12 protein-coding genes are annotated in these 13,879 nt (G+C 62.8%); 8 read left to right on the top strand and 4 right to left on the bottom strand.

Features of this window, described 5'->3' with window-relative positions:
- Nucleotides 1-149 precede the first annotated feature (149 nt).
- The 6 genes from alr (at nucleotide 150) to PARACOCCUSGL_RS0110480 (ending at nucleotide 5,347) form a co-directional block, all read left to right on the top strand.
- Entirely contained in the window at nucleotides 150-1,169 is a 1,020-nt protein-coding gene (gene alr, locus PARACOCCUSGL_RS0110505) for an alanine racemase (RefSeq protein ID WP_010396141.1), read from the top strand.
- Nucleotides 1,166-1,924, top strand: coding sequence for an ABC transporter permease (locus PARACOCCUSGL_RS0110500; protein ID WP_010396139.1), 759 nt, complete (start codon nucleotides 1,166-1,168; stop codon nucleotides 1,922-1,924). Before alr ends, PARACOCCUSGL_RS0110500 begins: the two co-directional genes overlap by 4 nt.
- Nucleotides 1,924-2,661 carry an ABC transporter ATP-binding protein gene (locus tag PARACOCCUSGL_RS0110495; protein ID WP_010396137.1) on the top strand — a complete coding sequence of 246 codons (738 nt, stop codon included), beginning with the start codon at nucleotides 1,924-1,926 and terminating at the stop codon, nucleotides 2,659-2,661. The genes PARACOCCUSGL_RS0110500 and PARACOCCUSGL_RS0110495 overlap by 1 nt, the downstream gene beginning before the upstream one ends.
- Before the next feature lie 115 nt (nucleotides 2,662-2,776).
- A complete protein-coding gene (locus tag PARACOCCUSGL_RS0110490; protein WP_010396135.1) occupies nucleotides 2,777-3,886 on the top strand; it encodes a PhoH family protein in 1,110 nt (369 codons plus the stop codon).
- A complete protein-coding gene (gene ybeY, locus PARACOCCUSGL_RS0110485) occupies nucleotides 3,879-4,397 on the top strand; it encodes an rRNA maturation RNase YbeY (protein WP_010396132.1) in 519 nt (172 codons plus the stop codon). The genes PARACOCCUSGL_RS0110490 and ybeY overlap by 8 nt, the downstream gene beginning before the upstream one ends.
- A complete protein-coding gene (locus PARACOCCUSGL_RS0110480) occupies nucleotides 4,394-5,347 on the top strand; it encodes a CBS domain-containing protein (RefSeq protein ID WP_040601976.1) in 954 nt (317 codons plus the stop codon). Before ybeY ends, PARACOCCUSGL_RS0110480 begins: the two co-directional genes overlap by 4 nt.
- Before the next feature lie 6 nt (nucleotides 5,348-5,353).
- On the opposite strand, the gene PARACOCCUSGL_RS0110475 is transcribed toward PARACOCCUSGL_RS0110480, so the two are convergent.
- Nucleotides 5,354-6,163, bottom strand: a complete 810-nt coding sequence (locus tag PARACOCCUSGL_RS0110475; RefSeq protein WP_010396126.1) for a GNAT family N-acetyltransferase — start codon at nucleotides 6,161-6,163, stop codon at nucleotides 5,354-5,356.
- 258 nt (nucleotides 6,164-6,421) lie between these two features.
- On the bottom strand, nucleotides 6,422-7,606 hold the full coding sequence (gene fdhA / locus PARACOCCUSGL_RS0110470) for a formaldehyde dehydrogenase, glutathione-independent (RefSeq protein WP_010396125.1): 1,185 nt from the start codon (nucleotides 7,604-7,606) through the stop codon (nucleotides 6,422-6,424).
- A gap of 227 nt (nucleotides 7,607-7,833) precedes the next feature.
- On the opposite strand from fdhA, the gene PARACOCCUSGL_RS0110465 reads away from it, so the two are divergent.
- Entirely contained in the window at nucleotides 7,834-9,465 is a 1,632-nt protein-coding gene (locus tag PARACOCCUSGL_RS0110465; protein WP_010396123.1) for an acyl-CoA dehydrogenase family protein, read from the top strand.
- Between the two features lie 18 nt (nucleotides 9,466-9,483).
- On the opposite strand, the gene PARACOCCUSGL_RS0110460 is transcribed toward PARACOCCUSGL_RS0110465, so the two are convergent.
- Together PARACOCCUSGL_RS0110460 and PARACOCCUSGL_RS0110455 are read right to left on the bottom strand one after the other, a co-directional pair.
- Nucleotides 9,484-11,046, bottom strand: coding sequence for a CHAD domain-containing protein (locus PARACOCCUSGL_RS0110460; protein WP_010396121.1), 1,563 nt, complete (start codon nucleotides 11,044-11,046; stop codon nucleotides 9,484-9,486).
- Nucleotides 11,047-11,142: 96 nt separating this feature from the next.
- Entirely contained in the window at nucleotides 11,143-11,796 is a 654-nt protein-coding gene (locus PARACOCCUSGL_RS0110455; protein ID WP_010396119.1) for a hypothetical protein, read from the bottom strand.
- A 397-nt stretch (nucleotides 11,797-12,193) separates the two neighbouring features.
- Here PARACOCCUSGL_RS0110455 and PARACOCCUSGL_RS20505 point away from each other — a divergent pair.
- On the top strand, nucleotides 12,194-13,879 hold a 1,686-nt coding region (locus tag PARACOCCUSGL_RS20505; RefSeq protein WP_010396116.1), incomplete at its 3' end, for a calcium-binding protein.

Here is a 13,879-nt window from a genome sequence, read left to right as displayed (position 1 = left end):
TCCCTTGGGTTTGGGGCAACCTACCGGCTTGGCGCCATTGCGGGAAGCGGAAAGGCGAAAATTTGCAAAATATGTAAGCAAATGTCGCTGCAAACAGCAAATTTGTTAAAGCCCTTGACCTCGACAGGGCGAAAAGCCATGCCGCTTTCATGGGACTCGTCATTGATCTTTCGGCCATTGTGGCCAACTGGAAGACGCTTGCGGCCAAAGCTGAGGGCGCGCGGGCAGCTGCGGTCGTCAAGGCCGATGCTTACGGGTTGGGCGCCGAACGCGTGGCGCCGGCCCTTTATGCAGCCGGAGCGCGGGATTTCTTTGTCGCCCTTGCCTCCGAAGGGCGGGTGCTGCGCCCTCTTTTGCCCGAGGATGCACGAATCTTTGTCCTCTCGGGCCATATGGAGGGGGCGGATCTGAACGGGTTGATCCCGTTGCTGAACAGTCCCGAACAGTTCTTTCGCGACCGGGCGTTGCGCCCGAAAGGGGCGTTTGGCATCCAGCTTGACAGCGGCATGAACCGGCTGGGCTTTGAGCCCGGCGAATGGGCCGCGATCCGCGCCGAGGCGCTGGCCGCCAGCCCTGCGCTGATCATGTCGCATCTGGCCTGTGCCGATGAGCCCGATCACCCGGCGAATACGCAGCAGCTCGCCGCCTTTCGTGCCATGACTGACGGGACGGGCGTGCCGCGTTCGCTTTCGGCGACGGGGGGCATATTGCTTGGGCCGGATTATCATTTCGACCTCGTGCGCCCGGGTATCGGCCTTTACGGGGGCGAGCCCTTTGGCGAGGCGCGACCGGCGGTTACACTGGCCCTGCCGGTGATCCAGACGCGCGAGGTGCAGCCCGGGGAATCCGTAGGTTATGGCTATAGCTGGACCGCAACCCGCCCCTCACGGGTGGCGACGGTGGCGGCGGGCTATGCCGACGGGCTGGCGCGGGCGCTGGCACGTGAAGGCAGGTTGCAGCTTTGGGCCGCGGATCGCGCAGTGCCTGTGATCGGTCGCATCTCGATGGACCTCATCACCGTCGATGTGACCGGGCTGGCCGAAGTTCCGCCGGCGCTGGAAATCCTGAACGCGCGGCAAGGCGTCGATGATCTGGCCGCACTGTCCGGCACCATCGGCTATGAGATACTGACCTCTCTCGGCCGGCGCTACGAGCGGACCTGGCTTTGAACCCGATCCGGCTGACCGGCAGGGCGGCGATCAGCCTGACCCGGATGACGGGCAGGGTTGCGATCTTTGCCGCCCGCGGGCTGGCGCGGGTCGGGCAACATCCCTCGGAACTGGTGCGGCAGATCATGCAGATCGGCTGGCTGTCGCTGCCGGTCGTCGGGCTGACGGCATTGTTCACTGGCGCTGCCTTGGCACTGCAGATCCATTCGGGGGGTGAGCGTTTTCAAGCCGGCGACGTCGTCCCTGCCATCGTCGCCATCGGTATGGCGCGCGAACTGGGGCCGGTCCTCGGCGGACTGATGGTCGCGGCCCGCGTCGCCAGCGCCATTGCAGCCGAACTTGGCACCATGCGTGTGACCGAACAGATAGACGCACTGGTCACACTATCGACCGATCCGGTCGGCTGGCTCGTCTCACCCCGGTTATGGGCGGCGATCCTGTGCCTGCCGCTGCTGGTCGGGGTAGGCGATATCATCGGCATCATGGGCGGCTGGCTGATCGGGGTGAATGCGCTTGGCTTTAACTCGGCGATCTATCTGGCCAACTCATGGGCCTATCTGGAGGGCTGGGACGTGGTCTCGGGGCTGCTTAAAGGCGCGGCCTTTGGCTTGATTGTCGCGCTTTCAGGCTGCTGGTTCGGCATGACTGCCAGCGGTGGCGCCTCGGGTGTCGGGCGGGCGACGACCAATGCCGTGGTCGCAGCCTCAGTCGGCATCCTTGCCGCCAATTTCGCGCTGACAGGGCTGTTCTTCTGATGCTGGCGGTGCGGGGCTTAAGCAAAGCCTTTGGGCAAAAGCAGGTGCTCGACAGCGTCGATCTGGATCTGGCCGAGGGTGAGAGCCTGGTCGTGATCGGCGGCTCTGGCACCGGAAAGTCGGTGCTTTTGCGCTGTATCCTTGGGCTTGAGGTACCAGACGCGGGTGAAATCCTGTGGCGGGGTCGGCCGCTTGCGCAGCACCGCGCAGACTTCATGGACGATTTTGGCATGCTGTTTCAGAACGCCGCGCTGTTTGACAGCCTGCCGGTCTGGCGCAACGTCGCCTTTCGCCAGCTGCGCCACATGCCGAAGGCGCGCGCGCGCGCCATCGCTATCGAAAAGCTCGCCCGGGTCGGACTGGGCCCCGAGGTTGCCGATCTTTACCCGGCCGAGCTTTCGGGCGGCATGCGCAAGCGTGCGGGGCTGGCCCGCGCCATCGCCGCCGATCCCAGGGTGATCTTTTTTGATGAGCCGACGACCGGGCTCGACCCGATCCGGGCTGCGGCGATCAATGCGCTGATCCGCGGCATCGTCGATGAAACCGGCGCCACGGCGATCACCATCACCCATGACATGTCCTCGGTCCGCGCTATCGCCGACAGAGTCGCGTTGCTTGACCGTGGGCGCTTGCGCTGGCAAGGACCGGTCAGTGAAATTGACCGGGCCGGGGACGACTATCTGCGCGACTTTATCGCAGGCCGCGCCCGACCCATGGCGCGCGTACCGGCGTCGTAATGCCAAATTTTCTGCCGAAGCTTGTGTAAATGCGCCACAAAGCCGCCGTCCCCCTTGTGCGAATCCCGCACAGTTGCAACCATATATACCTGAGAACCCCACCTCGGAGACGAATTTGGGTCTGACCCCTACGCATCCCGCGACCGCGACTCCCGGCGAAACCCTGCTGGAATTCCACGACAACAGGCTGCTGATTGACCTTTGCGGCCCGCATGACCGCCACCTCGCACGGATCGAAGAGGCACTGAAGGTGCATATCCTGCGCCGCGGCAACCTCTTGTCCGTGGTCGGCCCGGCCGATGCGCAGGCCGAGGCGGCGCAGGTTCTTGGCGCGCTTTATGCCCGGCTGGAACAGGGTCGTCCGGTCGAAATGGCCGAGGTCGAGGCCGCGTTGCGCATGGGCAGCGAGACAATGGCCGAAAGCCCGACCCCGGCCGAACAGCTGGAAATGTTCCAGACCGGCCCGATCGAGCTGCGTACCCGCAAAAAGACCGTCGAGCCGCGCACCGACGCGCAAAAAGACTATGTCCGGGCGCTGTTTGCCAATGAGCTGGCCTTTGGCATCGGTCCCGCAGGGACAGGCAAGACCTATCTGGCCGTCGCCGTGGGGGTCACCATGCTGATCGGCGGCCATGTTGATCGTATCATCCTGTCGCGCCCCGCTGTCGAGGCGGGGGAGCGGCTGGGCTTTCTGCCCGGCGACATGAAGGAAAAGGTCGATCCTTACATGCAGCCGCTTTATGATGCGCTGAACGATTTTCTGCCCGCCAAGCAGGTGCAGAAGCTGATGGAGGAAAAGCGTATCGAAATCGCGCCTCTGGCCTTTATGCGCGGGCGCACGCTGACCAACAGCTTTGTCGTGCTGGACGAGGCGCAGAACGCCACGACCATGCAGATGAAGATGTTCCTGACCCGTCTGGGCGAGGGTTCGCGTATGGTCATCACCGGCGACCGCACCCAGATCGACCTGCCACGCGGCGTGCACTCCGGTCTGGTCGATGCCGAAAGGATCCTGAAGGATATCAAGGGGATCAGCTTTAGCTACTTTACCGCCAAGGACGTGGTGCGCCATTCGCTCGTTGCCCGGATCATCGAGGCCTATGATGCCGAGGCCGAGGCCGCCCAGGCGCGAGGCGAGCTTTTTGACGAGCGCGGCCAGCGCATCCCGCGCCGCGAGCCGCGCATTGCGGGCGAAGGCGCAGTAAGGGGGACCCGCGATGGCTGAGACCGACATCGGAGAGTTGCCCGAAATCGTCGATATCGTTATCGAAGATGACCGTTGGGAGGATGCGGGCCTGCCCGCCATGGCCGAACGCGCCGCCCGCGCGGTGGGTGAGTGGCTTGAGCTTGGCGAATTCCAGATCGTGGTCATGGGCTGCGACGACGCCCGCATCGCCGCGCTGAACGCCGAGTTCCGTGGCAAGCCCAAGCCCACGAATGTGCTGAGCTGGCCCGCGATCGAATTCGAACCTCGTGCCCCCGGCACCCGCCCCGAACTGCCCGAGGCCGAAGAGCTGGGCGATATCGCCATCTCTTATGATACCTGCCTGCGCGAAGCCAAAGCGCAGGGCAAACCCTTTGAGCATCACGCAACGCATCTACTTGTCCATGCTATCCTGCATCTTGCAGGATATGACCATATTGATGACGAAGATGCCGAAACCATGGAGGATGCCGAGCGTTCCATACTGGGCAAGCTTGGAATCCCCGACCCTTATCTGGAACCTGAGACATGAGTAACGACCGAAGTCCCGACACGCCCGTTTCCAATGCCCCCGCCACCTGGCCAGAGGGTAGCGGAGGGGACGGGCGTGAGCAGCCGCAGTCACGCGGCTTTTTGGGACGTATTCTTGGTGCCTTCGGTGGCAGCGAACCCGAAACCGAAGGCGCCGATCAACACGAAAATGGGCAGGCCCCTGCCTTGGCTGGCGGACCGGCAGTAGCCAACCTGCGGCGGATGCGGGTCGATGACGTGGCGGTCCCCAAAGCCGAAATCGCCGCCGCTCCGGTGACTGCCACCCTGCCGGAACTGGTCGAAATGTTCCGCGAGCACGGTTTTTCCCGCATCCCGGTCTTTCGCGGTACACTTGATAGCCCATTGGGGCTGATCCACCTCAAAGACCTTGCCCTGAAATACGGTTTTGGTGCCAAGGTCCCGGTCAAATTCGCGCTGCGCCCCATGCTGCGGCCGCTGCTTTACGTGCCTCCTTCGATGCCGATTGGCGTGTTGTTGCAGCAGATGCAGCAAAAACGCATCCATATGGCACTGGTCATCGACGAATACGGCGGAGTTGACGGGCTGGTCACCATCGAAGACCTGATCGAGCAGGTCGTCGGCGAGATCGAGGATGAGCATGACGAGATCGAGGGCGGGCTGGTCATCCTTGAAAAGCCCGGCCAATGGCTGATCCAGGCCCGGACCGCGCTGGAGGATGTCGAAGCGCAGACCGGACTGCGCCTTGCTACCGACGAGGAAGAGGATGAGATCGACACCCTTGGCGGGCTGATCTTCATGCTGACCGGCCGCGTACCGGTTCGCGGTGAGGTGATCCCCCATGAAAGCGGGGCCGAATTCGAGATCATCGAGGCCGATCCGCGCCGGGTCAAGCGGGTGCGGCTGCGCCTGCCGCAAGACAATGCGCAACCCGCCGAGGCCGAGGGCAGCACCCCCGCCGAAGAGGTCTGATCCGCCCTAGAGCCGCGAAAAAGCCGGGGCGTGGGTGATGCGGCTGCCTTTGGGCAGCTGCCCGCCCAGCACCTGCAAATGAGGTCCGGCATAGGGCGAATCGAGGTCAGCCGGGACAAAGCCAAAGCGGCCATAATAGGCCGGGTCCCCCAACACCACGATTGCATGATCCGCATAGGCGGCAATAGCTGCGCGGATCAGCGCGCTGCCGATACCGCGCGATTGTACAGCCGGATGAATGGCCAGGGGTGCCAGCGCAAGCGCCGGGGCTTCGGCAGCAATCGGCGACAAGGCGATATGACCGATGATCGTGCCCTCGGCCTCGGCCACCAGTGACAGGGCCAGATCGCCATAGGCACGCAGTTCGTCGACCAGCCGTCCTTCGTCCGGTCCGCCAAAGGCGCGGTCGAGCAGCGCGGTGATTGCCATGTGATCGTGCCGCATCTCGGGCCGGATGCGGGGCAGGGGCGCGGTGCGGGTGAAATCACGCTTGATGCCCTGGCTTTCACGGCCCCAACGGCTGTCGCGCAGCCGGGTGCGATGCGCCTCGAATGCCTCGTCGTCGGCATAAAGCTCATTCAGCTCCCAGATCAGCGGATCTTCGGCCTGATTGAGGTCAAAGCGCAGATTGCCCGGCTCGGCCCGGCTCAGCTCGGTATGTTCGGTCAGCAGGTCCAGCGCCAGCAGCATCTGCGCGGTGTCAGCGCAGATCAACCGCCCGGTCAGCGCGACCAGAGGCCGGTCAAGGGTGATTTCCTCGCCTGCCGGGCTGGTCGGCGGGGCGTGATGGTGATGATGTCCGCATGCGCAATTCATGGCCATGGTCCTTACCGTCTGATGGTCACCGCAACGATGTATTGACCAGAGGCAGAGCAGTCAGGCGCGAAAACCGCGCCCGTCCGTGGTCGGGATCGTCAGCAGCCCCATGGGGCGGTATCGGACGAACCTTGTCAATTTGGCAGGCGTATTTTTCTGACTGGCCGTCACATTTTTCGGGCAGTTGACCCGACCGCCGGATATAAAGGGACCGGCCACGGGATCGTGACCGGCCTTGCTGCGCAACGGTTTTCCGGCTTACGCCGCCAGCATACCGTGAGGGTCCAGGACAAATTTCTTTGCCACGCCCTGATCAAAGCTTTCGTAGCCCTGCACGGCCTGATCCAGCGGGATGATCGTCGCGTTGACGATATCCGCGATGGGAAGGCGGTCATGCAAAATCGCCTGCATCAGCTGACGGTTATATTTCAGCACCGGGGTCTGACCGGTGTGAAAGCTTTGCGCCTTGGCCCAGCCCAGACCAAAGCGCAGCGACAGGCTGCCGAATTTGGCGGCCTCATCGGCCGCGCCCGGGTCCTCGGTCACATAAAGACCGGGGATGCCGATCTGACCGGCGGCACGGGTGATCTCCATCATCTGGTTCAGAACGATGGCGGGCTGTTCGCCCCCCGAATGGCCCCGCGCCTCAAAGCCCACGGCGTCGATGGCGGCATCGACTTCGGGGCTGCCGGTGATCTCGGCGATCATCTCGGGCAGGTTGTCGCCTTTGGAAAGGTCGACCGGCTCGAACCCGACTTTGCGGGCATGTTCCAGCCGTTCCTTGTTGAAATCGCCGATCATCACCACCGCAGCGCCAAGAATGCGGGCCGAGGCGGCCGCAGCGAGGCCCACAGGACCCGCGCCAGCGACATAGACGATCGAGCCGACACCAACACCGGCCTTGACGGCACCATGAAAACCGGTCGGCAGGATGTCCGACAGCATGGTCAGGTCGCGGATCTTTTCCAGCGCCCGGTCACGATCAGGAATCTTCAGCAGGTTGAAATCGGCATAGGGCACCATGACATAGCGCGCCTGACCGCCGATCCAGCCACCCATGTCCACATAGCCATAGGCGCCGCCGGCACGCGACGGGTTCACAGACAGGCACACCCCGGTGTCGCCTTCGCGGCAGCAGCGGCAGCGTCCGCAGGCGACGTTGAAGGGAACAGAGACGATGTCTCCGACCTCCAGCATCTCGACATCGGCGCCTTTCTCGATGACCTCTCCGGTAATCTCATGGCCAAGAACCAGCCCCGCCTCGGCAGTGGTGCGGCCGCGCACCATATGCTGATCCGAACCACAGATATTGGTCGAGATCACCTTCAGGATCACCCCGTGTTCGATCTTGCGCCCGTCAGGCGACTGGAACTTCGGATCCGCAATGGCCTGAACCTCGACCTTCCCGGGGCCGATATAGACGACACCTTTGTTGCTGGACATGCGATCAGATCTCCCTCGATTGTCGGGGTAAGGGCCTCCTCGCCCAAGCCCCGCGCGAGCCACCTGCGACATGCAGGCGCAAATCCAGCCTAACGCGGGGTCAAATACGCAAGATGCTCCGATTGCGACGGTTTCAATGACGAAAGAGACATATGCGACCTGCCGGACTCGCCCGGGAAGGGAATCGGGGTTAGCATCCAGGCAGGGATGGCAAAGGGGGCCTTGCGATGCAACTTGACCCGATGGCGGATCTGGGAACGCATGAAGTACTGAACCAGCCCGACCCTGTGGGCGATGTCGACCTGTGGCGCAAAGATCCGGTACTGCGCACCGTCCTTGCAGCCCGTGGCGTGCCCGAGAAGGCGCTGGCCCCTTATGGTGCCGAACTTGGCCGCGCCGATACGCGTGAGGCGGCGCGTGACGCCAACCGCTACCCGCCCGAGCTGCGCCTGTTTGACAGTGGTGGCAGACGGCTGGACGAGTTGCGCTTTCACCCTGCCTATCACCGCTTTATGCAGCTTTCGGTCGCGGCGGGCTATCACTCAGTCGCGTGGGAGGGTGGGCCGGCAGGGCATTTGACCCATGCCGCCATGGTCTATCTGGCCAGTCAGATCGAGCCCGGTCATTGCTGCCCCTTGACCATGACCTATGCCGCCGTGCCGGTCATCTTGGGCGCGGCAGATCTGCCGGGCGACTGGCACGCCGCGCTGATGTCGCGGCGCCATGACCCGACGGTCGCGCCCCTTGCGGCCAAGACGGGTGCGACGCTGGGCATGGCCATGACCGAGAAACAGGGTGGTTCGGATGTGCGGGCCAATACCACCCGGGCCGAGCGCGACGGAACGGTCTGGCGGCTGACCGGCCATAAATGGTTCTGCTCGGCCCCCATGTCGGACGGGTTTCTGACGCTTGCCCGGACCGGCCGCGGACTGACCTGTTTTCTGGTGCCGCGCTGGCTTGAGGACGCGCGCAACCCCATCCGCATCCAGCGCCTTAAGGACAAGCTTGGCAACCGCTCGAACGGCTCGGCCGAGATTGAGTATCAGCGCGCGCTCGCCTGGCAAATCGGCGAAGAGGGCGACGGCATCCGCACCATCGTCGAGATGGTGCATCACACCCGGCTTGACACCGCGATCGCACCAGCCGGGCTGATGCGCGCGGCCCTGCACGAAGCACATCACTGGGCTGTCCATCGCCGCGCCTTTCAAAAGCGGCTGATCGACCAGCCGCTGATGCGCGCGGTGCTGGCCGATCTGACGCTTGACTGGCTGGGCAGCCTGATGCTGGGGATGCATGTCGCTGCAAGTTTCGATGGCAGCAGCGCCGAGGATCGCGCCTTTGCCCGCATCGGGGTCGCTTTGGCGAAATACCTTTCGAACAAACTGTGCCCACAGGTGGTGGTCGAAGCGATGGAGGTGATGGGCGGCATGGGCTATGTCGAGGATACGCCCTTGCCGCTGCTTTACCGCGAGGCGCCGCTCAACGGCATTTGGGAAGGGTCGGGCAATGTGATCTGCCTGGATGCACTGCGCACGCTGGCGCGCGAGCCGTTGGCGGCCGAGATGCTGGCGGCGCGGCTGGAGGGGGCGGCGGGCCGGGACCGCGCCTACGACTCAGCCCTTGCCGCCCATCGCAACCGCTGGAGCGACGGCGTGACCGAGGCCGAGGCACGGCAGTTCGTCGAGGGCAGCGCGCTACTGCTGACCGCCGCCGTTCTGCTGACCGAGGGCGATCCGGCATTGGCCGAGGCCTTTGTGCAGACACGGCTGAACGGAAACCGCGCCCGTACCCCCGGCACTATCCCGGCCGCCTTTGCCGAGACGGTGCTGGCGCGCGACCTGTTCCCGCAGGAAACCTGAGTGCCACGTCAGGGCGCCTTAGCGCCAGAACCGCCGGGCATCGACAAAGGCTTCGTGCGCCTCGGCTACAGCCTTGATCAGCGCCCGGCGTTCCTTGTCGCTGCCGGTCAGCCGGATCAGCGCCGGATCATCGGCAAGCCCGATCCGCGCAAGGGTTGCTGACGCCGTGGCAAGATCGTTCAGCGCGCCCAACTGGTCCTGCAACTCGGCCAAAGCAGCCACAAAACGGGCCGCCCGCCGCCGTCGCTTATCGCGGAAAAGCGGGACAAAGAATTCGGCCCCGTAGCGCAGTTTCTTGGCATCCTTGCGGATTTCATGCAGGGCTGCATCGCCAAGTTCGGACAGATCGGCCCCGTCTTTTTTGACCTTGCGGCGATAACGGTCGAGTGCCGCCCCGGCAAACTCTCGTATCGGGGTCTGGCGAACCTCAGCCGCAGAGGGCAGGGTGCACCACGGCCCCAGCGCCGCATATTCCACCAGATCAGGCATCAAAATCCGCGCCCGGCGTGACGCAAGCATCGCCTCTGCCCGATCATAAGCGGTGCGGCGCGCGGGCTGAAGCCTTTGGCGCTGATCTTCGGTCGTGCAGCGCGCTTGCAGGACATCAATATCCCGCGCCTCACCCAAAACCGCCGCCAGCCACTGGCTTTCCTCGCTCAGCCGGGTCAGCTGATCATCGCCAAGCATCGGCCTGAACAATGAGAAAGCCGAGCGAAGACGACGCAGCGCCACACGGGCCTGATGCAGTGCCTCGGGGTTTGCGGGGCTGATCAGCGGTTCATTAAGCCGGAACTGGCGCAGACAGGCGGCGACGATCAGACGGAAACTGTCGGCGGCGGTCATGTCGTCATTCAACGCCACCTGCCCGGCCTTGTGTGTGAGGGGCAAGGGATCAATCAGGCGAAAACCCCGCTCGGCCTCACTCACAACGCCAAGGCGCAGCGGAGCCAGTTCGTCCAGCCTGCGGGCAAGGGAATAAAGCGCCGATGCCGGACCATGGCCGATCGTCAGCACCAATTCGCAAATGGGCGCACGACGGTCCCCGGCCATGATTTCACCGCGCTCAAGGGTCAGCACGACCTCGGCACCATCCGATTGCAGCTGCCATTCCTGACGGGCAAGTTCCAGCTGAAACGCGGGTGTGAGATGATGCGCCCGGCTGCCCAATACCGCGCGCAGAGGCGTGGAATCGTCAATAACCGGTCCTTCCCCTTTGATCCGGTGCCGCCATTCAGGCAGGGCGAACAGGCCCGCGGGCGCGGCGCTCGCCTCGACGATCTGAACCCACGCCCCCTCCGCCTCACGGATCTGCAGGGTAAAACCGGCCGCAGAAAGATCGCGCGAAGGGGTATCAAAATAGATGGCCCGGACTGTGACAGGCCGCGCCTGCGCCGACAGAAGGTCTGACGCGATCAGCACCTCAGCAGCCTCTGGCGTAAGCTCAAGGCGCAGGGTCCCGGTCGAGATGATGGCACAGTTCTGCAGCCCGACCTCGGCCTTCAGAGACGAAAGATAGCCGGCCCCTGCCAGATCAGGCCCGACCAGAACGGTGGTTGCATCGCTGCGTTTACCCTGCGCCATATCAGTCCTGTCTGTCCGCCCCATCCGCAACCTATGCGCGCGGTTGGTGTCGGAAATATGTCACCGCCCCTTCACGGATTTGCGAGGGCAGGAGGCTCAGCTTTCCCTCACCGGATCGACCGTGTGCAGGATCTTGCGAATGAAATACCGCATTGCCTGCCGTGCGGCCTCCAGCGGCTCGTGATCCTCGGGCGACCAGCGCGACAGATCGCCAAGCGCCATTTTGCGTGCAACGCCATAGGCAAAGGTGTGGGCGACCGCGATGACCATTTTCGGATCGTCATCTTCAGCCAAACGCCCTTCGTCACGGGCTCGCAGCAGCAGCTTCAACATCAGTTCGTGCAACGATTCCTCATAGCGCATCAGGCGATGGTTGCTTTCAAACTGCCCCGCGGGCATCGCGCCGATGATGTATGATTCGCGCGGGTGGCGATAGGCCCACTCCAGATACGCATCCGCCAGCGCCGCGAATTGTGCCAGAACATCGCCGCCTTCTACCTGCACGACCGAGCGCACGCATTGGTCCAAAAGCAACAGCATGGCGTTTTCGCCCAGGGCATCGGCCAGCCGCGCATCGTCGGGAAACAGCGCCGACAGCGCCTCGATGCCGATTCCGATCCGCTCTGCCACCTCGGTCAGACCGGGAAGCCTACCGTTTTCATTGGCAAGAACCGTCGCCACCTCGATAACCCGGGCATATAAATTGCTGCCCGGCTGAGAGAGATCTGACATGTCGTTCCGCTGCGTCATTTCCCGTATCCCCGATAGGATCAACCAGGAAGTGTATCCGGAAGCCGCAGCCCAAAGGCAAGGAAAGATTTTGCGGCCTATACAAGCGTATAGCCCAAGTGTATAAAGCAGCCAGCAACGCTCCAAATGTGAGAAATCAGCGCCTGACAGCAGTCCGGGCACATAAATCGGGCCACAGACCGGACGGTGAAGCAACCGTGGCCTATGTTGTATAACCCCCTTTTATCTGCTACCCACTCACGCTTTCCGCTCACCCGAGTATAGCGGAATCGAAAATATAAAACCACAGATACATAAAAAGCCGTTCAATAAACTCAGCGACCAGCTCTCCGGCTGCGCAGATAAAACGCCTCTGTCCGACAAATAGCGAACAATCGATCAGAAGGTCTGATGTGACATGCCCTACTCCCTATCGCTCACCTCTTTCTGGAACCTTGCGCAGGGTCCGACAACTGACCAACCGGGCAGTGACTTCACTCTGGCCACCAGCTATGATCCGAGGCTGAACGATACCCGGATCATCTTTCCGACCCCGGATCAGACGCTGGACGACATCGCTGGTGGAAGCGACACCCCGCCGGGCCCGACCTCGGACCACCAGTACGAAAACTCTGCCGGACAGCCGATCAGCCTGGACGAGGTGCAGACCGCCACCGTCATACAGGCCGGCATCACTTACGAAAACGTCAGGATCCTGATTGGTCCCAAGACCGATGCAGACTGGAGCGTGACAGGAGGTGGCGATGTTTCCGCCCTGAACGCTGCCGGCTTCCAGATTCTTGCCGTCTGGGCCGAGCTGACCCCCGGAAACTGGCAGATCATCGGCTATACTTCGAGGGGCATGTCGATCGAAGATGCCACCAGGCTGGTCCCCGGTGCCGACGCCTCGTCCTCGCTTGATGCCGATGATGGCCTTGCCGCAACCGCCTTTCAGCAAGCTTCCAACGGCATCGTCGAAGGTACCGACGATGATGATAGCATTGATGAAAATTACACTGGCGACCCTGAAGGCGACATGGTGGACGGGGGCAACACCCCCCCTCCGCATGGTCCGTACGATGATGTCATCTACGGCTTTGGCGGCAACGACACCATTCATGGCGGTGACGGAAACGACACCATCGACGGTGGTGACGGCAATGACATCATTTTTGGCGGCCGGGACGATGACTCAATCCTTGGCGGCATGGGCGACGACTCCATTTATGGCAATGAGGGCAACGACTACATTGATGGCGGTCTGGGCAGCGACACCATCGATGGCGGTGAGGGCAACGACATCATTCTTGGCGGTGATGGTCCCGACTCCCTCATTGGCGGCCTGGGCAACGACGTCATAATCGCCGGCTCGGGGAACGATACCATCGACGGCGGGGACGGCAACGACACCATTCATGGCGAAGAGGGCGACGACACCATTTATGGCGGTGACGGCAACGACTTCATCAACGCCGGAAAAGGCAACGACTTCGTCGAGGGCGGTGCGGGCGACGACTTCATTCTGGGCGGTGAGGACAACGACACCATCGATGGCGGTGATGGCGAGGACCTCATTTTTGGCGATGAAGGCGACGACTCCATTTTTGGCGGGGCGGGCAACGACATCCTGCAAGGCGGTTTGGGCAATGACACCATTTATGGCGGTGAGGACGACGACTACCTTTTTGGCGAAGATGGGGATGACTCCCTCGTCGGCGGAACGGGCAACGACACCATTTATGGCGGTGACGGCAACGACTTCATCGACGCCGGAAAAGGCAACGACTTCGTTGAGGGCGGTAGTGGCAACGACTCTATTTATGCCGATTATAATGACGCGGGAAACGCCACCCTCTATGGGGGAGAGGGCGACGACTTCCTCCAGGGTGGAGATGGTGACCACCTGTATGGCGAGGCCGGAAACGACACTCTGATTAACGTCAGAGGAAACGCCACTCTGGACGGCGGCGAAGGGAACGACAGCCTGATCGTATACGGCGGGAATGCCACGCTCACCGGCGGCGACGGTTTTGATCGGTTCTCCTTTGTTGATCTTTCCGGAGATCTCGGATCCGTCCTGATCACCGATTTCAACACCGGCACC

Source organism: Paracoccus sp. TRP, assembly GCF_000185925.1.
Taxonomy (GTDB): domain Bacteria; phylum Pseudomonadota; class Alphaproteobacteria; order Rhodobacterales; family Rhodobacteraceae; genus Paracoccus; species Paracoccus kondratievae.
Note: the sequence above shows the minus strand (reverse complement) of the source record. Positions and strands in the feature narration are given on the sequence as shown.